At 36.5% G+C, this 18,626-nt stretch carries 29 protein-coding genes; 25 read left to right on the top strand and 4 right to left on the bottom strand.

The annotated features are described in order from the left end of the window. The first annotated feature begins 103 nt into the window (after nucleotides 1–103). The gene (locus AQF98_RS21985; RefSeq protein ID WP_152969621.1) at nucleotides 104–322 is read left to right on the top strand and encodes a hypothetical protein; all 219 of its coding nucleotides are present in this window, start codon (nucleotides 104–106) and stop codon (nucleotides 320–322) included. Nucleotides 323–378: 56 nt separating this feature from the next. On the opposite strand, the gene AQF98_RS03380 is transcribed toward AQF98_RS21985, so the two are convergent. Next, on the bottom strand, nucleotides 379–1,107 hold the full coding sequence (locus tag AQF98_RS03380) for a DNA alkylation repair protein (protein ID WP_055130494.1): 729 nt from the start codon (nucleotides 1,105–1,107) through the stop codon (nucleotides 379–381). 35 nt (nucleotides 1,108–1,142) lie between these two features. Between AQF98_RS03380 and AQF98_RS03375 the strand changes: the two genes are divergently transcribed. Beyond that, nucleotides 1,143–1,373 carry a hypothetical protein gene (locus tag AQF98_RS03375; protein ID WP_235524162.1) on the top strand — a complete coding sequence of 77 codons (231 nt, stop codon included), beginning with the start codon at nucleotides 1,143–1,145 and terminating at the stop codon, nucleotides 1,371–1,373. Here the strand turns inward: AQF98_RS03375 and AQF98_RS03370 are convergent. Next, nucleotides 1,370–1,972, bottom strand: coding sequence for a Pr6Pr family membrane protein (locus tag AQF98_RS03370; RefSeq protein WP_055130493.1), 603 nt, complete (start codon nucleotides 1,970–1,972; stop codon nucleotides 1,370–1,372). The two genes, AQF98_RS03375 and AQF98_RS03370, sit on opposite strands and share 4 nt — an antisense overlap. Nucleotides 1,973–2,291: 319 nt before the next feature. On the opposite strand from AQF98_RS03370, the gene rpsL reads away from it, so the two are divergent. The 7 genes from rpsL (at nucleotide 2,292) to AQF98_RS21980 (ending at nucleotide 9,120) form a co-directional block, all read left to right on the top strand. Next, the gene (gene rpsL, locus AQF98_RS03365) at nucleotides 2,292–2,705 is read left to right on the top strand and encodes a 30S ribosomal protein S12 (RefSeq protein WP_008244597.1); all 414 of its coding nucleotides are present in this window, start codon (nucleotides 2,292–2,294) and stop codon (nucleotides 2,703–2,705) included. 16 nt (nucleotides 2,706–2,721) lie between these two features. Continuing rightward, entirely contained in the window at nucleotides 2,722–3,189 is a 468-nt protein-coding gene (gene rpsG, locus AQF98_RS03360) for a 30S ribosomal protein S7 (RefSeq protein ID WP_055130492.1), read from the top strand. 19 nt (nucleotides 3,190–3,208) lie between these two features. Further along, the gene (gene fusA / locus AQF98_RS03355; protein WP_055130491.1) at nucleotides 3,209–5,323 is read left to right on the top strand and encodes an elongation factor G; all 2,115 of its coding nucleotides are present in this window, start codon (nucleotides 3,209–3,211) and stop codon (nucleotides 5,321–5,323) included. Between the two features lie 134 nt (nucleotides 5,324–5,457). After that, nucleotides 5,458–5,763, top strand: coding sequence for a 30S ribosomal protein S10 (gene rpsJ / locus AQF98_RS03350; RefSeq protein ID WP_008244591.1), 306 nt, complete (start codon nucleotides 5,458–5,460; stop codon nucleotides 5,761–5,763). Nucleotides 5,764–5,930: 167 nt separating this feature from the next. Further along, complete coding sequence (locus AQF98_RS03345; RefSeq protein WP_055130490.1) at nucleotides 5,931–7,277, top strand: WG repeat-containing protein; 1,347 nt, start codon at nucleotides 5,931–5,933, stop codon at nucleotides 7,275–7,277. A gap of 9 nt (nucleotides 7,278–7,286) precedes the next feature. Further along, the gene (locus AQF98_RS03340; protein WP_082434885.1) at nucleotides 7,287–8,537 is read left to right on the top strand and encodes a WG repeat-containing protein; all 1,251 of its coding nucleotides are present in this window, start codon (nucleotides 7,287–7,289) and stop codon (nucleotides 8,535–8,537) included. Nucleotides 8,538–8,841: 304 nt separating this feature from the next. After that, nucleotides 8,842–9,120, top strand: a complete 279-nt coding sequence (locus AQF98_RS21980) for a hypothetical protein (RefSeq protein WP_152969620.1) — start codon at nucleotides 8,842–8,844, stop codon at nucleotides 9,118–9,120. 80 nt (nucleotides 9,121–9,200) lie between these two features. Here AQF98_RS21980 and AQF98_RS03330 read toward each other — a convergent pair whose 3' ends face one another. Continuing rightward, the gene (locus tag AQF98_RS03330; protein WP_055130487.1) at nucleotides 9,201–9,497 is read right to left on the bottom strand and encodes a hypothetical protein; all 297 of its coding nucleotides are present in this window, start codon (nucleotides 9,495–9,497) and stop codon (nucleotides 9,201–9,203) included. 308 nt (nucleotides 9,498–9,805) lie between these two features. Continuing rightward, entirely contained in the window at nucleotides 9,806–10,498 is a 693-nt protein-coding gene (locus tag AQF98_RS03325; protein WP_055130486.1) for a hypothetical protein, read from the bottom strand. A 190-nt stretch (nucleotides 10,499–10,688) separates the two neighbouring features. Here AQF98_RS03325 and AQF98_RS03320 point away from each other — a divergent pair, with 190 nt between their 5' ends. The 16 genes from AQF98_RS03320 to rpsN all read left to right on the top strand — a co-directional run bounded on the left by AQF98_RS03320 (nucleotide 10,689) and on the right by rpsN (nucleotide 18,534). Beyond that, nucleotides 10,689–11,525, top strand: a complete 837-nt coding sequence (locus AQF98_RS03320) for a sulfite exporter TauE/SafE family protein (RefSeq protein WP_055130705.1) — start codon at nucleotides 10,689–10,691, stop codon at nucleotides 11,523–11,525. After that, nucleotides 11,522–11,917, top strand: a complete 396-nt coding sequence (locus tag AQF98_RS03315; RefSeq protein ID WP_055130485.1) for a DUF1634 domain-containing protein — start codon at nucleotides 11,522–11,524, stop codon at nucleotides 11,915–11,917. Before AQF98_RS03320 ends, AQF98_RS03315 begins: the two co-directional genes overlap by 4 nt. Before the next feature lie 182 nt (nucleotides 11,918–12,099). Beyond that, a complete protein-coding gene (gene rplC / locus AQF98_RS03310) occupies nucleotides 12,100–12,717 on the top strand; it encodes a 50S ribosomal protein L3 (protein ID WP_055130484.1) in 618 nt (205 codons plus the stop codon). Nucleotides 12,718–12,721: 4 nt separating this feature from the next. Continuing rightward, the gene (gene rplD / locus AQF98_RS03305; protein ID WP_055130483.1) at nucleotides 12,722–13,351 is read left to right on the top strand and encodes a 50S ribosomal protein L4; all 630 of its coding nucleotides are present in this window, start codon (nucleotides 12,722–12,724) and stop codon (nucleotides 13,349–13,351) included. A 1-nt stretch (nucleotide 13,352) separates the two neighbouring features. Continuing rightward, nucleotides 13,353–13,643 carry a 50S ribosomal protein L23 gene (gene rplW / locus AQF98_RS03300; protein WP_055130482.1) on the top strand — a complete coding sequence of 97 codons (291 nt, stop codon included), beginning with the start codon at nucleotides 13,353–13,355 and terminating at the stop codon, nucleotides 13,641–13,643. Nucleotides 13,644–13,666: 23 nt separating this feature from the next. Then, nucleotides 13,667–14,491, top strand: coding sequence for a 50S ribosomal protein L2 (gene rplB, locus AQF98_RS03295; RefSeq protein WP_055130481.1), 825 nt, complete (start codon nucleotides 13,667–13,669; stop codon nucleotides 14,489–14,491). Then, on the top strand, nucleotides 14,491–14,757 hold the full coding sequence (gene rpsS, locus AQF98_RS03290) for a 30S ribosomal protein S19 (protein ID WP_055130480.1): 267 nt from the start codon (nucleotides 14,491–14,493) through the stop codon (nucleotides 14,755–14,757). Before rplB ends, rpsS begins: the two co-directional genes overlap by 1 nt. Nucleotides 14,758–14,764: 7 nt before the next feature. Next, nucleotides 14,765–15,127, top strand: coding sequence for a 50S ribosomal protein L22 (rplV, locus tag AQF98_RS03285; protein ID WP_055130479.1), 363 nt, complete (start codon nucleotides 14,765–14,767; stop codon nucleotides 15,125–15,127). Between the two features lie 5 nt (nucleotides 15,128–15,132). Then, complete coding sequence (gene rpsC, locus AQF98_RS03280; protein WP_055130478.1) at nucleotides 15,133–15,981, top strand: 30S ribosomal protein S3; 849 nt, start codon at nucleotides 15,133–15,135, stop codon at nucleotides 15,979–15,981. 35 nt (nucleotides 15,982–16,016) lie between these two features. Continuing rightward, nucleotides 16,017–16,439, top strand: coding sequence for a 50S ribosomal protein L16 (rplP, locus tag AQF98_RS03275; RefSeq protein ID WP_055130477.1), 423 nt, complete (start codon nucleotides 16,017–16,019; stop codon nucleotides 16,437–16,439). 72 nt (nucleotides 16,440–16,511) lie between these two features. After that, nucleotides 16,512–16,721 carry a 50S ribosomal protein L29 gene (gene rpmC, locus AQF98_RS03270; RefSeq protein WP_055130476.1) on the top strand — a complete coding sequence of 70 codons (210 nt, stop codon included), beginning with the start codon at nucleotides 16,512–16,514 and terminating at the stop codon, nucleotides 16,719–16,721. Nucleotides 16,722–16,734: 13 nt separating this feature from the next. Continuing rightward, nucleotides 16,735–16,989 carry a 30S ribosomal protein S17 gene (gene rpsQ / locus AQF98_RS03265; protein WP_055130475.1) on the top strand — a complete coding sequence of 85 codons (255 nt, stop codon included), beginning with the start codon at nucleotides 16,735–16,737 and terminating at the stop codon, nucleotides 16,987–16,989. Nucleotide 16,990: 1 nt separating this feature from the next. Further along, the gene (rplN, locus tag AQF98_RS03260) at nucleotides 16,991–17,359 is read left to right on the top strand and encodes a 50S ribosomal protein L14 (RefSeq protein WP_041878524.1); all 369 of its coding nucleotides are present in this window, start codon (nucleotides 16,991–16,993) and stop codon (nucleotides 17,357–17,359) included. 1 nt (nucleotide 17,360) lies between these two features. Then, a complete protein-coding gene (gene rplX / locus AQF98_RS03255) occupies nucleotides 17,361–17,699 on the top strand; it encodes a 50S ribosomal protein L24 (RefSeq protein ID WP_055130474.1) in 339 nt (112 codons plus the stop codon). Next, nucleotides 17,699–18,265 (top strand): 50S ribosomal protein L5, encoded by a 567-nt coding sequence (gene rplE / locus AQF98_RS03250; RefSeq protein ID WP_055130473.1) that lies wholly within the window; start codon nucleotides 17,699–17,701, stop codon nucleotides 18,263–18,265. The genes rplX and rplE overlap by 1 nt, the downstream gene beginning before the upstream one ends. Further along, a complete protein-coding gene (gene rpsN / locus AQF98_RS03245) occupies nucleotides 18,265–18,534 on the top strand; it encodes a 30S ribosomal protein S14 (protein WP_055130472.1) in 270 nt (89 codons plus the stop codon). Before rplE ends, rpsN begins: the two co-directional genes overlap by 1 nt. The last annotated feature ends 92 nt before the right edge of the window (nucleotides 18,535–18,626 follow it).

Raw genomic sequence — 18,626 nt, 5'->3', positions numbered from 1 at the left:
TTACAATTTTCTTAATTGATGAATGAACTTCATTAAATCTTCATTTTGGATATGGAACTTAGTACTGTTAATTAATTATAACAATAACTTAAATCATAAAAAAATGAAAACAATTAAAGTTTTAATGATCGCTCTAGTTGCTGCTTTTGCAGTAAATACTGTTAATGCACAAACAGCACCTGCTAAACCAGCAGCAAAAACTGAAAAACCAGCTGCTAAAAAAGAAGAAAAGAAAGAAGAAAAAGCTGAGAAAAAAGCAGCGAAAGCTGAGAAAAAAGCGCATAAAAAACATGAAGCTAAAAAACCAGCTGCTAAAAAATAGGTTTTAGGTAAGGATTTTGTTAGTTGAATGCGCTAGTTTTAAAACTAGCGCATTTTTTATGGCTTATGTTTTTTTAAGTCCAGGTAATAAGTTCTTTCCGCTTGATCAAAATGTTCAATGGCATAACGCAACATGGTTCTGGGCATAGTTGCTGCATACTTGTCTAAAAAACCGATTAAATATTCACGCTTACTTTTACCTGCTTCGCGAATCCAACCGCCTACAGCTTTATGTATTAAATCATGTGGATCATGTACCAATATCTCGGCAATTTTAAAAGTATCGGTGGTGTCTTTTTGTCTGATAAAATAAGCTGTGCTTACAATGGCGGTTCTTCTCTCCCAAACATTTGCTGAAAGGGCAAGCTGATAGAGGATATCTCGAGGCTGGTTAACCAAGTAGCCACCAACAACATGGATTGCACCTAAATCTACCAAATCCCAATTGTTAATGCGGTCGTGTCTTTTTAGGTAAAGTTCAAATAACTCTTTTCTTCTAATGGGGGTTGTTTTTTTGTTTCGGGCTTGTTTATCCATAATGCTCAATGCGCCCGCTCTAACCTCATGAATACTACTTTCCATCAGTAGCTCTATTTGGGCAGGTGGCATGGAGATGAATGCTTTGGCCAGTTCAAATACCTGCCCCATTTTAACTCCCATAAATTCATCATCTTTACCATATTCGTCCTTTTCACTTTTAAAGTAACGTTTAATTTTTGCCAATTCTAGCTCAGATTGGTGGGTTTTCAAACGTTCGATAAATTGTGCTGCGGTGAAATTGCTCATAATTGTACAAATGAAGATTTCATTGAACTTTAATTTTGGTTAACGAAGATAAAGATTTTAGCTTTGAGGAGAAATCAGCCATTATGATTAGAATAAACGAAGAAACCCCAATAGAAATACTCCAAGATATCAAAGTTGGTGATCTGGTAACAGACGGTTTTAGCAAAACGAGCTTGGTAGAAAGTATTGAAACTTCAGACGATGGTTTGTATAAGGTATATGAGTTTTATCTGGTTACAGGTAGAATAATTACCACCAAACGTTAAGCTTTTTTACCTAGAAACTTATTGAAAGTAATTAACAAGAGGCCAATTACCACAAAAGCGATCACCATTAGCCCAGAATTAATAAATACCTTTTGGTAACCCAATTTAGTAACATTTAAAAAGGGGTAAGGGTACCAACCCATTAAATGACCACGAACTAAAGAATAGATCAGGTAAGCCAAAGGAAAATAAGCCCAAACTATTCCATCCTTCCAAATTAAGCGGCCCTTTGGCATAAAAGCAAGCCAATAGAGCATATATAGTACTGGAGTGATCACATGCAATAAATCATCGGCTACCAATTGCCAGCCTTTAGGCTCCCAAATACCCCTTAATACCAAATTATAAACCAGCCCAACAATAAATATGTAAAGTGCAATGGCAGACTGTACGCTAATTGAGGAAAAATACCTGCCAAGCTTTGTATCGGGTATTAAGGTGTAACAGGTGAGGCTAACCGCTACTAAAACATTGCTTAAAATGGTGAAGTAACTGAATACGTTGAGGTAGTTCTCAGCAGTAATAGACAATTGTAAGATAATGCCGAACCAAGCAATTATAGCCAAAAGCAGGGCAGAAATTTTAGGAGAAGAAGCCATTTGATCAAGCGTTGTTGAATTAAATATAATGATGATTATCGAATAAACATTTTTTTGAATTCAAATTATTTTAAGAAAAGTAGATTTTAATTGCTAGAAAGCTGCATTCATTTTATAAGCTGGTTTTCTTAAAATGATCCACTATGTGTCAATATGTTAACAAAGGATTAAGAAATTTTACTTAATTAAAAAAACTCGCACAAAGCCTTGATTATCACAAAATAAGTTCCTACTTTTGCAGTCCCTTAATGTGGCCTCATTGTAGGCTGGCCGTTAAGGAAGTTTTTTAAATAAAAATAGTAGAAACAAAAAGCAAGAAATGCCAACCATTCAACAATTAGTTAGAAAAGGTAGAGTAGCACTGGAGTTCAAGAGTAAGTCTCCGGCGTTGGACAGCTGTCCACAGCGAAGAGGTGTATGTACACGTGTATATACTACTACCCCTAAAAAACCAAACTCAGCAATGCGTAAAGTTGCCCGTGTACGTTTAACCAATGGAAAAGAGGTGAATGCCTACATTCCTGGAGAAGGTCACAACTTACAAGAGCACTCAATCGTGTTAATTCGTGGTGGTCGTGTTAAAGATTTACCAGGTGTACGTTACCACATCATCCGTGGTGCATTAGATACATCAGGTGTAGCTGGTCGTAACCAACGTCGTAGTAAATATGGTACTAAGCGTCCTAAGCCAGGACAAGTTGCTGCAGCACCAACAAAAGGTAAAAAGAAATAATTAGGAGGAAACAGACATGAGAAAATCAAAACCAAAAAAGAGAATTATCCTTCCTGATCCTAAATTTAACGATGTTCAGGTGACCAGATTTGTAAACAATATGATGTTTGACGGTAAAAAATCTATCGCTTACTCTATTTTTTATGATGCAGTTGAATTGGCTGAGAAAAAAGCTGGTGAGAACGGATTAGAAGTATTTAAACGTGCTTTGTCAAATATTATGCCTGCAGTAGAGGTTAAATCTCGTCGTGTAGGTGGTGCAAACTTTCAAGTACCAACAGAGGTAAGACCAGACCGTAAAATTGCTTTAGGCATGAAATGGTTAATTTCTTACGCTCGTAAACGTGGTGAAAAAACCATGAAAGAAAAATTAGCAGGTGAAATCGTTTCAGCAGCTAAAGGTGAAGGTGCAGCAGTTAAAAAGAAAGAAGATACGCATAAAATGGCTGAGGCTAACAAAGCGTTCTCACATTTCCGTTTCTAATTAGAGCAAACATATAAAAATGTCAAGAGATTTAAGATTTACAAGAAATATCGGGATTGCTGCTCACATTGATGCGGGTAAAACCACAACAACAGAGCGTATTCTTTATTATGCTGGTGTTAGTCACAAAATTGGTGAGGTGCACGAAGGTGCTGCAACAATGGACTGGATGGCACAAGAGCAAGAGCGTGGTATTACCATTACTTCTGCTGCTACAACTGTTAATTGGAAATACAGAAACCAGAATTATCATATCAACATTATCGATACACCAGGACACGTAGATTTTACCGTAGAGGTAAACCGTTCGTTACGTGTATTAGATGGTTTGGTATTTTTATTCTCGGCGGTTGATGGTGTTGAGCCTCAATCTGAGACCAACTGGCGTTTAGCTAACAACTATAGTGTTGCACGTATCGGTTTCGTTAACAAAATGGACCGTTCTGGAGCAGACTTCTTAAAAGTTGTTAAACAAGTTAAAGATATGTTAGGTAGTAACGCAGTTCCATTGCAATTACCTATCGGTTCTGAAGATACTTTTAAAGGTGTGGTTGATTTGATCAACAACCGTGGTATCGTTTGGAATGAGCACGATAAAGGAATGACCTTTACCGAAGTGCCTATCCCAGAAGATATGTTAGATGAGGTTGCTGAGTGGAGAGAGAAATTATTAGAATCTGTTGCTGAGTATGATGAGAGCTTAATGGAGAAATTCTTCGAAGCTCCTGAAACAATTACTGAGCGTGAAGTTTTAGATGCTTTACGTCAAGCAGTATTAGATGCTAAAATTGTACCTATGGTTTGTGGTTCATCTTTCAAAAACAAAGGTGTACAAACTATGCTTGATTATGTGATGGAATTATTGCCTTCACCTATGGATAGCGAAGGTGTAACTGGTACTAACCCAGAAACTGGTGAAGAAATTTTGCGTAAACCTGATGAAAAAGAGCCATTTGCAGCTTTAGCTTTTAAAATTGCAACAGATCCTTTCGTAGGTCGTTTATGTTTCATCCGTGTTTATTCTGGTAACTTAGAAGCAGGTTCATACGTTTATAACACTCGTTCTGAGAACAAAGAGCGTATTTCTCGTATCTTCCAAATGCACGCTAACAAGCAAAACCCAATTCCTAACGTAGGTGCTGGTGATATTGCTGCGGTAGTAGGCTTTAAAGATATCAAAACTGGAGATACACTTTGCGAAGAGAAAAACCCAATCATCCTTGAATCAATGAACTTCCCTGAGCCAGTAATTGGTTTAGCAATTGAGCCTAAAACTCAAGCAGACGTTGATAAATTAGGTATGGCTTTAGGTAAATTAGCTGAAGAAGATCCTACGTTTAGAGTTCAAACTGACGAAGAAACTGGTCAAACAGTTATCTCTGGTATGGGTGAGCTTCACTTAGATATTTTAATTGACCGTTTAAGACGCGAATTTAAAGTAGAGGTTAATCAAGGTGCACCACAAGTTGCTTACAAAGAGGCTATCTTTGGTTCAACTCAACACCGCGAAACGTATAAAAAACAATCTGGTGGTCGTGGTAAATTCGCGGATATCCAAGTTGTGATCTCTCCAATTGATTCTGATTTCGAAAAAGGTGGTTTACAATTCGTAAACGAAATTACCGGTGGTTCAATCCCTCGTGAGTTTATCCCTTCTGTAGAGAAAGGTTTTGCTTCGGCAATGGCGAATGGAGTATTGGCTGGTTATCCACTACCTGACATGAAAGTTCGTTTAATTGATGGTTCATTCCACGCAGTCGATTCAGATGCATTGTCATTTGAGCTTGCAGCTAGAATGGCTTATCGTGAAGCGTTACCAAAATGTAAACCTACATTGATGGAGCCAATCATGAAAATCGAAATCTTAACCCCTGAAGAAAACATGGGTGATGTAATCGGTGACATGAACCGTCGTCGTGGCCAACTTTTAGGTATGGACACACGTAATGGTTCTCAAGTAATTAAAGCAACTGTGCCTTTGTCAGAAATGTTTGGTTATGTAACTCAGTTACGTACAATCACTTCTGGACGTGCAACTTCTACAATGGAATTTGACCATTATGAAGCAGCGCCTAAAAACGTACAGGACGAAGTAATTGCGAAATCAAAAGGTAAAGTTAAGTCTGAAGACTAATTAGTATCAAGATAAAAGTATCAAGTAGCAAGACGGAATTTGGTCTTATTACTTGATACTCAATACTAGTTACTTAAAAATAAACAGACCCTTGTTATTAATAGCTCTAACAAACGGTCATAATTAAAAAGAACATGAGCCAAAGAATTAGAATTAAATTAAAATCTTACGATTACAACTTGGTAGATAAATCTGCTGAGAAAATCGTTAAAACTGTTAAACCTACGGGTGCAGTAGTTAGCGGACCAATTCCGTTGCCAACAGAAAAGAAAATCTTCACTGTTTTGCGTTCACCACACGTAAACAAAAAAGCACGTGAGCAGTTTCAATTGTGTGCTTATAAACGTCTTTTAGATATTTATAGCTCTAACTCTAAAACTGTTGATGCATTGATGAAACTTGAATTGCCTAGCGGTGTTGAAGTAGAAATCAAAGTTTAATGATTTTATAAACAAATAAAAAAGCCCTTAGAATTTTCTAAGGGCTTTTTTGTTATACAAGCAATTTTTATCGAACTTGTTATTAATTGATAAATGAAATGGAAAAATTTATTTAAATAAATACCTTTAATCACCTCACAATTAATTACACATTAAATCCTACCTAAATGATTAAAACTAGAAAAAACATTAGATATTTTAACTTTAGCCAGATGTACTTTTTCATTTCTGGCTTATTTCTGTTTTTTACTCAACAGCTAAATGCGCAAGAACCGGGCACTATTCAGCATGATGCTAAGCGCTTAGCAATAGATAAATTTGATGATTTTAGTGAGGGCTTTGCTATTATTACTAATAACAATGAAACAGCATTGATAAATAGTAAAGGTGAGATTGTAGTTCCTTTTAACAAATATTATTTTACAAAGCCATTTGCCAATAATTTTATCTTAGTAAAAGAAAGAGGAGGTTCAAATTACGCATATATGAACTCGAAAATGGAAGTTATTACTCCATTTATGTTCATTTGGGATGCAGATTTTGATACAGATGGCTATGCTTTCAATCGTAAAATAAATAGTAAGAACGAAGATTTTGATAATAACATATCTTCATTAGGTAAGATCATTCCGCTTTATAAACATATAAATGGCACTCCTGTAAGGTTTTATTACCGATTTATGAACGCAGAAATTGATTTTAATGAAGGTCTTGTCGGATATGAGGTGAAATATACAAATGGAAAGAGTATGTATGGATTCGCAAATCGATTAGGGAAACCTGTAATTCTGGCAAAATATGTTGATGCTGGTGCATTTAGTGAAGGCTTAGCTCCAGTTGCGCAGCGGTCTGCTACTGGAGAAATCCTATGGGGATTTATTGATAAAACAGGAAAGGTAGTAATTCCATTTCAATATAGAAATAAACCAGGGGGGTTTCATAGTGGTTTATGTTATATAAAAGCGGTTGATAAGTCTGATTTTACCTACGCATATATTGACAAAACTGGTGCTGTTCAATTTAAGATTTCTGATGAGAATACGGGGAAAATTAATTCAGACTTCAATTTTTTGTCAGCAGTGAATCCTGCCAGTAAAGGGCACGAAAATTATAGAAAACAATATCGTGAGATAAATAATCCATTTCAAGGAAATTTTATGCTCTGGGTATCGTCTTCATTAAAAGTTTCTATGGTTTCTAGAAATGGGCAGGTAACAGATTTTCGCAGTTTTTTAGAATCGAAGGGTTTTGTGTCGAAAAACAAATATAAGCCAAGTCTTTCAAGTCCTTATATTAAAGATGAACACATTATTTTTAATCAAAATGAAAAACTTGGAATGATCAACACTGATGGCACAGTAATCCTGCCTCCAATTTATTCTTACTTAGGGCATTTTGATAAAAAGAGTGGCTTGGCTTACGCCGCAATATATAATGGAAGTGAAAGTAAAGAAGGATATATCAACTTAACCGGTGCATTTGTAATTATAAAAACGAACAAAACAGGAATGTAAAATTCAATCATGAAAAAGCTTTACACATTAATTATTTCGTTAATGGTTTTCGGTGCTCATGCACAGCAAACTGAACCAACAGTAGCAAAAGATGCTAAAATATTATATTTTACTAAACTTTATCCATTTCATGATGGATTGGCCGTTGTAAATACACAAGGTTCGGCAGCAATAATTGATGGCACAGGAAAAATCGTGATCCCCTTTGGTAAATTTGAATATACAAATAACGACGGACCTTATCCAAGGTATTTCAATGGTATGATTAGAATAAAAAAAGATCAAGACTATTATGGTTTTGTGAATACCAAAGGTGTGTTAGTTTTTCCTATTGAACATAGAAAAGGGGTAAACTTTCAAAATGAAGGTTTCGCTACTGTATGGAAATATAAATCTGAATGGAACTGGACAACCTATGTGCTAAAAAAAGACGGTACAAAAACAATGATTAATAATTATGATGCTCAGGGAAAAAAGCTATTCGAGTGGGATGACCCATTTAAATGGCACCTAGGGATGTCACGTATAGTAGATAAGGATAAGTACTTATTTGGTTATATTAATTATATGGGGAAAATAATCAAACCTGTATTTGAGGAGATAACGGACTTTTCTGAAGGCCTTGCAGCAGTTTCAAAAAAAGATGAAATGGGAAACAAAAAGTGGGGCTTCATCAATATGAATGGAGAAACAGTTATTCCATTTCAGTTTAGCAATCAGCCATACCCCTTTTCCTCTGGTTTAAGCCTAATAAAACCATTAAATATGCCCGATTATATTTATGGGTATATAGATAAACTAGGTAATATAGTAATGAAAATAATGAAGGAAAATGATCCTTATGAAATGAGTTGGTCCCCATCAAATGATGCCAATGTTGGAATTTTCTTTGGACAATATGCATTTTGGAAAATGAAGGATCCAAATTTACTGGCATTGATGGACAAAACTGGAAAAATAAAAATACTAAACGACGTTGTAAAACGAAATGGGGTTACAATAGTGTCCTGGGAAAATAGAATTAATGATAATATGATCAGGGTTTTTGGGTATTCTGGTGCAAAAGCTATTTTTAAAGTTGGTTTGATTGATATAAATGGTAGTGTAATTATTCCTCCAATTTTTAATTTATTAAATGATTTTGATCCTGTTTCCAAATTAGCTTATGCTGAAGCAACTATAAATAATAATGAAGTAAAGGGTTATGTTGATAGCAAGGGGATATTTAGGATGATTTTAGGAAAGGCAACTGGACTTTAATACCGTTACTTATTTCTTGTTTGGTAAAATATGGGTACCTTGAAATATTAAGAGGAACGATGTGAAAAGAACTTGTCTGCTAATTCTATTTATTTTTAGTTGCTTAAATCTATTTTCGCAAGACCAATATGTAATGCTAAATTCAAATGTAGGTAGTCGCATAAATGTTAATGATACTACTTGTGTTCGTATTTTAAATGGTATAGTTGTCAACAACAATTACCGAATAAAGGGCTTTGAGGGTGTTAAGATTAAGACTAAAGAAGACTCCAAGCAGCTTGGTTTCAGTGGGAATAAGCATCTCATGATCGTTACACTTGAAGTGCCCGAGATAGCACATCAAGTAGATAGCGTATTATATTCAAGATCAGATTTTATTAAAAACTATCAATATCCATTAGATATTCGGCTGCCGATTTCAATTGGCAATAAACTGATATTGAACGATGAAAAGGAACGTTTGCTGGCGAAATTAACATTAAGTGATATTGTAAAAATAGAATATCTAGACCACCAGAATCCTAAAGTTAACCGTAGTATTACACCTTTTGGCGTAATTAATTTAAGTGTAAAACAAAAGTAGTGAGTTAGAGATTAAAGTTGAATAAAAGAGCTCTTGGTTTAAATCAAGAGCTCTTTTATTTTATTGATTGTTTTAGTTCCTTATGGCTGTATAGGGCCTGGACCATCGCCATTGTCAAGTTCACCTAACTTGCTGCATTCACGGGCGCAGTAGCCAACAGCCTCATAGCCATATTTGCCCTTGCAGTAACTATCTACAGACATCGATCCACAGGCCTCATACCAAGTAGATTCTTTTACCTTGCCATTTACTACACATTCTAAACAGCCACCTCCAGCTGGCCCACCTGGTCCACCACCTAATACCTGTTTCAGTTGTTTCCTGTCTAGCTGCTCACCCTTTTTTAAGCGTAAGCCAGCATCATTTGTTTTTTTCATAATTTGTTGTTTTGTTAGGTTTGTTTAAAGTGAAAAACATTTTGTAATCACCTTATAGTAAATATATTAACTTAAAATTAAGTTACGAAATATTCGTAAAATTATTTGTGTTCATTTGAATTTGAGGATATGCCATTGTTGTTAAGGATGCAAGCGAGTGGAGTTTGAATTAGCTGTTGGTCTTAAAATAGAATTTAAAACTTAAAACAAATAAAAACCCCCAATCTTTTAGGTTGGGGGTGTTACTGTTAAAAAGTATGGTCGATTGAAGAAGATGTTGTTCTCAATCCAATTATATGATTAAGAACTTATCTGTTCTTATTTTTCAATTCTTCTACAATATTCCGTTCATCTTGCAGCTCTCTAGCCAATTTGCGTTGCTGCTCATTTGATTTGGCCTTGTAAGCCTGGTATTCTGACGAAATTTCATCATAAAGCTGGGTTCTGTGTTTGGCTTCCAAAATATTTTTGGCAGATCTGGCAATAACGATAAATAAAGCGAGAGCCAATACAAGAATAATAGACCAAACAATGATATTATAAGTGCCCTTGGTAAAGGAGAGACCTAAAAAGTTGATTTCGTTTATTTTGGCATTGGTGTCGCTCAAAGAAGCTTCTTTACCAGTAATTTCGCCTTGCAAACCACCTATAGATTTATTCTGTTCTGTGATCTTAGCTTTAGCCTTAGCCAGTTCAACACGTTCTTTGCGTAGGGTATCGGTTACGCTTTGCCAAACTGCATCCAATCGAGTAGGATTGATCAACTTATAGCCATTTATCGTTTTAGAACGCGAAAGCATAAATAAGTACTGCCCTTTTAAACTAGGATCTGTATTTTTTGCTGTATCTATTGTTCGAGGAATATAGGCTCTCTTTTTAGCAGGATATTGTTGAACTTTTGGTGGTGTTTGATTTGCTTTTACCGGAGTTTGTGCCCATAAATCCTGAGCAAACAAACTCAAAATTAAAACGCTCGAAATAAGGAGTAGCTTTTGTTTCATCGCAATCTTTCGTTATTAATTTAACAATTATAATCAAAAAAAATTGTCTTTCAATGGTTTGTCGACCTTGTTGTATCAGTTTATAAAGGTTCAAATCGGAGCTTAAACACTATATAGTACACCTTTTTTGTAGTTTACTTAAATCAAAAATATTTAGATTAAGCCGAATATGGCAGGTATATTTGCAGGCATGACGGTATTACTTTTTACCATTATTGTATTGGTTGGTGCATTCCTGGCGGGCCTTGTAGGCTCCTTAACAGGTTTGGGTGGTGGGGTAATCATTATTCCATTATTGACCTTGGGTTTGGGTGTTGATATCCATTATGCCATCGGAGCTTCTATTATATCTGTAATTGCAACCTCATCAGGTTCTGCAGCAGCTTATGTTAAAGAGGGGATTACCAATGTCAGAATTGGTATGTTTTTAGAAATAGCAACCACCATGAGCGCCATTGTAGGTGTTGTAATTGCCACTTATATTAAAGCAGATTATATCATTGTAATTTTTGGACTGATTTTGTTATTCTCGGCATTTATGATGTTAAAGAAAAAAGTAGATCACTCTAACAATGAGCAAACAAGTGTTTTGGCCAATTACTTCAAATTAAATGGCAGCTATCCAACAGAAGGTGGTATCAAACAATATGCGGTGCACCATGTAGTTGGTGGTTTTGCCATGATGTTTGTGGCAGGTACGCTATCCGGACTGCTAGGGATCGGTTCAGGTGCTTTAAAAGTAATCGGGATGGATAACATCATGAAAATACCTTTTAAGGTCTCTACCACTACCAGTAACTTCATGATCGGGGTAACAGCAGCGGCCAGTGCATTGGTTTACCTGCATAAGGGCCAAATAGATCCGGCTATTGCCATGCCAGTAACTATTGGTGTAATTACCGGTGCTACCCTAGGGGCCAAGATTTTAATCAGAACCAAAACAGATAAATTAAAGGTTGTTTTTGCTATTGTAGTTACCTTTTTGGCACTACAGATGATATATAAAGGATTAACAGGACAAGCATGAGTAAAGAGATTAAACATTATTTAGGAGATAAGGATGTGCAAGTGATCTTGGGTACCTTGTTGCGTATTGGTGTGCTGATCTCTACAGGTGTGGTTTTAATTGGAGGGTTAATCTTTTTAATAGAACGAAGCGGAGAGACAGTTGCTTTTGGAAATTTCAAACCAGAAGAAGCAAAGTTTTCTTCAATTGTTGAAATATTTCGCGGTTTAAAAACATTTGATGGGTTGGCTATTATCCAATTTGGAGTGCTGTTGCTCATCTTTACCCCAATAGCCCGAGTGGTTTTTTCTATCTTCAGTTTTCTACTGGAGCGAGATTACATGTATGTGACTATTGGTGTAATCGTATTGTGTGTGATTATCACCAGTTTATATCTCGATGTAGCCCATTAATACCACTTTTAGGGCTATTGTGCTGGCCCTTAGAAAAATAAATGCAATTATTTGAAAAAATAATGAGCTAACTATTTGAAAATTAAGAATTCTTTCCTATTTTTGCCGTCCCTTAGCGGGGATGTATATCCACCTTGAACGAAGCCCTACTGCTTCGATGGGTGTTAAATTAAAAATAGAAAATGTCAGGTATTATTGGAAAAAAAGTAGGAATGACCAGCATTTTTGACGCCGAAGGAAAAAATATTCCTTGTACGGTGATCGAAGCTGGACCTTGTGTTGTAACACAAGTTAAGACCGAAGAGAAAGATGGTTACGTTTCAGTTCAACTGGGATACGACGAAGCCAAAGAAAAAAACACTACTCAGCCTTTAAAGGGTCATTTTGCGAAAGCAAACACAACTCCAAAGCGTAAATTAGTTGAATTTCCACAGTTTGAAGAATCGTTAAATTTAGGCGATACGGTAACTGTAGGTATCTTTAACGAAGGCGATTTTGTTGATGTTGTAGGTACTTCAAAAGGTAAGGGTTTTCAAGGTGTTGTTAAACGTCATGGTTTTGGTGGTGTGGGTGGTCAAACTCACGGTCAGCACAACAGATTGCGTGCGCCAGGTTCATTAGGTGCTGCATCTTATCCAGCTCGTGTATTTAAAGGTATGCGTATGGCTGGAAGAACTGGTGGAGACAGAGTTAAAGTTCAAAACTTACAAGTTTTGAAAGTTTATGCTGAGCAAAACTTAGTTGTAGTTAGTGGTTCCATTCCAGGAGCTAAAGGTTCTTACGTAATCTTAGATAAGTAAGCAGATGGAAGTTAAAGTAATAAACATTTCAGGAAAAGAGACAGGTGCCAAGGTGCAGCTTCCTGAGTCGGTATTTGGTATCACACCAAGCGACCACGCGATTTATTTAGATGTAAAACAGTATTTGGCTAACCAACGTCAAGGAACTCACAAATCTAAACAACGTAACGAAATTGCAGGTTCTACCCGTAAATTATACAAACAAAAAGGTACAGGCGGTGCACGTGCCGGAAGCATTAAATCTCCATTGTTCAATGGTGGTGGTCGTGTTTTTGGTCCACAGCCAAGAGACTATAGTTTTAAATTGAACAAGAAATTAAAATCATTGGCACGTAAATCAGCTTTATCATACAAAGCAATTGATAACAACGTAGTCGTATTAGAAGATTTTACTTTCGATACCATTAAAACTAAAAATTATATCAATTTGGTTAATGCATTAAACTTAGCCGGAGAGAAAACATTGTTAGTTTTGCCTGCACAAAATAATAATATCTATTTATCAAGCAGAAATATTCAGAAAGCTAAAGTTACTACTGCAGATCAGTTAAATACATACGATGTATTAAACGCAGGTAAACTTTTGTTCACTGCAGATTCGCTTAAAACATTGGAGGAGGCATTTGCCAAGTAATATGGAAATTTTACAAAAACCAATATTAACCGAAAAAGCTTCTGCATTAACTGAAAAAGCTAACCGTTTTACTTTCAGAGTAGACCACAGAGCTAACAAGTTGCAGATTAAATCGGCCATCGAACAAATGTACGGAGTTAACATCGTTGCCTTAAACACTATGGTTGTTGTAGGTAAAGTTAAATCTAGAAACACTAAAGGTGGTTTAGTATCGGGACGTAGCCCGAAATACAAAAAAGCTATTGTAACATTGAAAGATGGCGAAACAATAGATTATTACGCGAATATTTAATAAGAATAGAATAATTTATAACTATGGGCTTAAGAAAATTTAAACCAGTCACTCCGGGAACCCGTTTTAGGGTAGGCGCAAGCTTTACGGAGATTACAGCAACCAAGCCCGAAAAATCATTGGTTGTATCTTCTAAGAAATCGGGAGGTCGTAACAATACAGGAAAGATGACAATGCGCTACATGGGCGGTGGTCACAAAAAATCTTACCGTTTAATTGATTTTAAACGTGATAAGTTTGATATCCCTGCAACAGTAGCTACTGTTGAATACGATCCAAACCGTACCGCTCGTATTGCATTATTGCACTACGCAGATGGCGAGAAGCGTTACATTATTGCTCCTGAGGGATTGCAAGTAGGACAGACAGTGCTTTCGGGTGACAAAGCTACTCCAGAAGTAGGTAACACGATGAAATTGGCAAATATTCCTTTGGGATCAATTGTACACAATTTAGAAATTCATCCTGGTAAAGGTGCCCAATTGGCACGTAGCGCAGGTGCTTATGCACAGCTTGCAGCTAGAGATGGTAAATATGCAACGATTAAAATGCCATCAGGTGAAGTAAGATCTATCTTAGTTACTTGTTTAGCAACAATTGGTGCTGTTTCTAACTCTGATCACGCTAATGAAGTATTAGGTAAAGCAGGCCGTAGCCGTTGGTTAGGTCGTCGTCCTAGAACTCGTCCAGTAGCGATGAACCCAGTAGATCACCCAATGGGTGGTGGTGAAGGTCGCTCTTCAGGAGGTCAACCTCGTTCAAGAAACGGAGTTTACTCTAAAGGCTTCAAAACCCGTACACTTAAAAAATACTCAAATCGTTTCATCATAGAGAAAAGGAAGAAATAATGGCTCGTTCGATAAAAAAAGGACCTTATATTGACCATAACGTAGAGAAGAAAGTAGTCTCTATGAATGATTCAGGCAAAAAGTCTGTGATCAAAACTTGGTCTCGTAGATCAATGATATCACCAGATTTTGTTGGTCATACATTTGCAGTACATAACGGTAATAAATTTATACCGGTATACGTAACAGAAAACATGGTTGGTCACAAGCTAGGAGAGTTTGCTCCAACCAGAACATTTAGGGGTCACTCTGATAAGAAAAAATAATTAAGAGATGGAAGCAGTAGCGAAATTAAACAATTGTCCAACCTCACCACGTAAAATGCGTTTGGTTGTAGATCTAATCAGAGGTGAGCGTGTAGAGAAAGCTTTACATATTTTAAAATTTACCAATAAAGATGCAGCAATAAGAGTTGAGAAACTATTATTATCAGCTATCAAAAATTGGGAAACTAAAAATGAAGGTTCTCGCCCTGAAGAAAACCAGTTATACGTGAAAACGATAATGGTAGGCGGTGGTCGTCAGTTAAAAAGATTAAGACCAGCTCCTCAAGGCCGTGGTTACAGAATACGTAAGCGTTCAAACCATGTTACCTTGGTAGTAGATAGTAAAAACGTTGAAACTCAAACTAATTAACAGAAATGGGACAAAAAGCACATCCAATAGGTAACAGGTTAGGAATCATCAGAGGTTGGGATTCTAACTGGTTCGGTGGCAACAACTATGCTGATAAATTAGTTGAGGACGAAAAAATAAGAAAATATCTTTCTGCACGTATTGCAAAAGGTGGTGTAGCTAAAGTAGTAATCGAGCGTACGTTAAAACGTATCACTGTTACTATTCACACAGCTCGTCCAGGTATTGTAATCGGTAAAGCAGGCCAAGAGGTTGATAAAATCAAAGAAGAGTTAAAGAAATTGACTAAAAAGGAAATTCAAATTAACATCTTTGAAATTAAACGCCCAGAGCTTGATGCACAATTAGTTGCAGAAGGTGTTGCAAAACAACTTGAGGCTAGAATCTCATTCCGTAGAGCAATGAAATCTACTATCGCATCAACAATGCGTATGGGTGCAGAAGGTATCAAAATAATGACTTCAGGTCGTTTAGGTGGTGCTGAGATGGCTCGTAGCGAACAGTATAAAGAAGGAAGAATTCCTTTGCATACTTTCCGTGCAGACATTGACTATGCATTAGCAGAAGCTTTAACTACTTATGGTAAAATAGGTGTTAAAGTATGGATCTGTAAAGGTGAAGTTTACGGTAAACGTGATCTTTCTCCAAACATCGGTGCTGCGAGCAATGCTCCAGGTAAAGGTGGCGACAGACCTCAAGGTGCTTTTGGTGGCAGAGATGGTGGTAGAGACAACAGAGGCGGTGGCGACAGAAGGAATGACAAACGCAATAGCGGTGGTCGTCCGGGTCAAGGCGGCGCTGGTGCTGGAAGAGATAATAAAGGTGGTGGTGCCAATAGAGGTCCACGCAAATAGTTAACAAGATCGTTTAACGATAATATTAAAATAAAATGTTACAGCCAAAAAGAACGAAGTTCAGAAAGATGCAAAAAGGCAGAATGAAAGGTTTAGCAACTCGTGGTGCTGAATTGTCATTCGGTTCTTTCGGGATTAAATCTTTAGAGGCAACTTGGATTACAAGTCGCCAGATAGAAGCAGCCCGTATTGCGGTAACTCGTTTCATGAAACGTGAAGGTCAAGTTTGGATTAGAATATTCCCGGATAAACCGGTAACTAAAAAACCAGCTGAGGTACGTATGGGTAAAGGTAAAGGTGCGCCTGAGTATTGGGTAGCCGTTGTTAGACCCGGACGTATAATTTTTGAAGCAGAAGGTGTGCCTTTAGAAGTTGCTAAAGAAGCATTGAGATTAGCCGCTCAGAAATTACCAATTCAAACCAAATTTGTAGTACGTAGAGATTACGTAGAAGCATAAAAAAGTTTAGGGATCAATGTTGTAAATAACTTGTTGTTATAACCGCTAGACCCGAACATAAAAAATAATAAAATGAAGAACTCAGAAATCATAGGGCTTTCACAAGAAGAACTAGTAGCTAAGATTGCAGAAGAAAGAGAAAACTTAGTAAAGTTAAAATTTGCACATACAATTTCGGCTATAGAAAATCCTACCCGTATCAATAAGGTAAGAAAAGATATCGCCCGATTAAACACTGAATTGACTAAGCTTAAAGCTCAGTCTGCAATTGAAACTAAATAACTTTAGAGTCGAAATGGAAAGACAATTAAGAAAAACAAGAACCGGGTTGGTGGTAAGCAACAAGATGGATAAATCTGTTGTTGTAGCGGTTGAGCGTAAAGTGAAACACCCGATCTATGGTAAGTTTGTTAAGAAAACTACCAAATTTATGGCTCATGACGAGAAAAACGAATGTGGTATCGGTGATACGGTATTGATACAAGAGACTCGTCCGCTGAGTAAAAACAAGAACTGGAGATTAGTACAAATTTTAGAAAGAGCTAAATAAGATGGTACAACAGGAATCACGATTAAACGTAGCCGACAATAGCGGCGCAAAACAAGTATTGGTTATCCGTGTACTTGGTGGAACTGGCAAAAGATATGCTTCTATTGGTGACAAAATTGTTGTTACTGTAAAAAGCGCTTTGCCATCTGGTAACATTAAAAAAGGAACAGTTTCTAAAGCAGTTGTAGTAAGAACTAAAAAAGAAATCAGACGTAAGGATGGTTCTTATATTCGTTTTGATGATAATGCAGCAGTATTGTTGAATGCACAAGACGAGCCACGTGGTACACGTATTTTTGGCCCGGTAGCGAGAGAACTGCGTGAAAAACAATTCATGAAAATTGTATCATTAGCACCGGAGGTATTATAATATGAAAAATAAAGTAACACAAGCCAAAGTAAAAATCCGTAAAGGAGATTTAGTAAAGGTTATAGCTGGCGATTCAAAAGGCCAACAAGGTAAAGTACAAGAAGTACTTGTTGCCAAAAGTAGAGTTGTTGTAGAAGGTATCAACCTTGTATCAAAACATACTAAACCAAATGCTGCTACACCAAATGGTGGTATAATTAAAAAAGAAGCTGCTCTTCATATTTCTAACGTACAATTAGTTGATCCAAAATCTGGTAAAACTACTCGTGTTGGTCGTAAATTAAACGCTGACGGAAAATTAGTTAGAGTTGCTAAAATATCAGGGGAGGAGATCAAATAATGGCATACGTACCAAGATTAAAAAGTAAATATAAAGAGGAAATTGTAACTGCTCTTAAAGATAAGTTCAATTACAAAAGCATTATGCAGGTTCCTAAATTAGAGAAAATTGCCATCAACCAAGGTGTTGGCCGTTATTCTGTAACTGACAAAAAAGTTATGGATAGCTCTATCTTAGAAATGACAACCATTGCAGGTCAGCAAGCAGTAGGTGCAAAATCGAAAAAAGATATCTCAAACTTCAAATTACGTAAAGGTATGCCAGTTGGTGTAAGAGTAACTTTACGTGACAATAACATGTATGAGTTTTTAGACCGATTAATTTCTGTAGCTTTGCCTCGTATCCGCGATTTCAAAGGTATCAATGATAAAGGATTTGATGGAAAAGGTAACTACACTTTAGGTGTTACTGAGCAAATCATTTTCCCAGAGATCAACATCGATAAAATCAGCAAGATTTTAGGTATGGACATTACATTTGTAACTTCTGCTACCACTGATGTTGAAGCATTGGAACTTTTAAAACAATTTGGATTACCATTTAAAAATCAAAAAACAGAGCAATAATGGCAAAAGAAGGTGTAAAAGCTCGCGAAATTAAGCGCCAAAAATTGGTTGCTAAATATGCAGACAAACGTGCAGAATTGAAAGCTGCAGGTGATTACGAAGGATTAGACAAGTTACCAAAAAACTCATCGGCTGTACGTTTACACAACCGTTGTAAGTTAACTGGTCGTCCTCGTGGATACATGCGTACCTTTGGTATCTCAAGGGTTTTATTCCGCGATATGGCTTTAGCAGGAAAAATTCCTGGAGTTAGAAAAGCTAGCTGGTAATAAAGAAGTTATAATTTTGAGTTATAAGTTGTAAGTTGTACTTTTGCAGCCCTTACAGCTTATAGCTCATTAGTATATAACAAGAATTAGAA

The sequence above is a fragment of the Pedobacter sp. Hv1 genome, assembly GCF_001412215.1.
GTDB lineage: Bacteria > Bacteroidota > Bacteroidia > Sphingobacteriales > Sphingobacteriaceae > Pedobacter.
The sequence above is the reverse complement of the archived record's forward strand: the minus strand, read 5'-3'. Positions and strand labels throughout refer to the sequence as shown.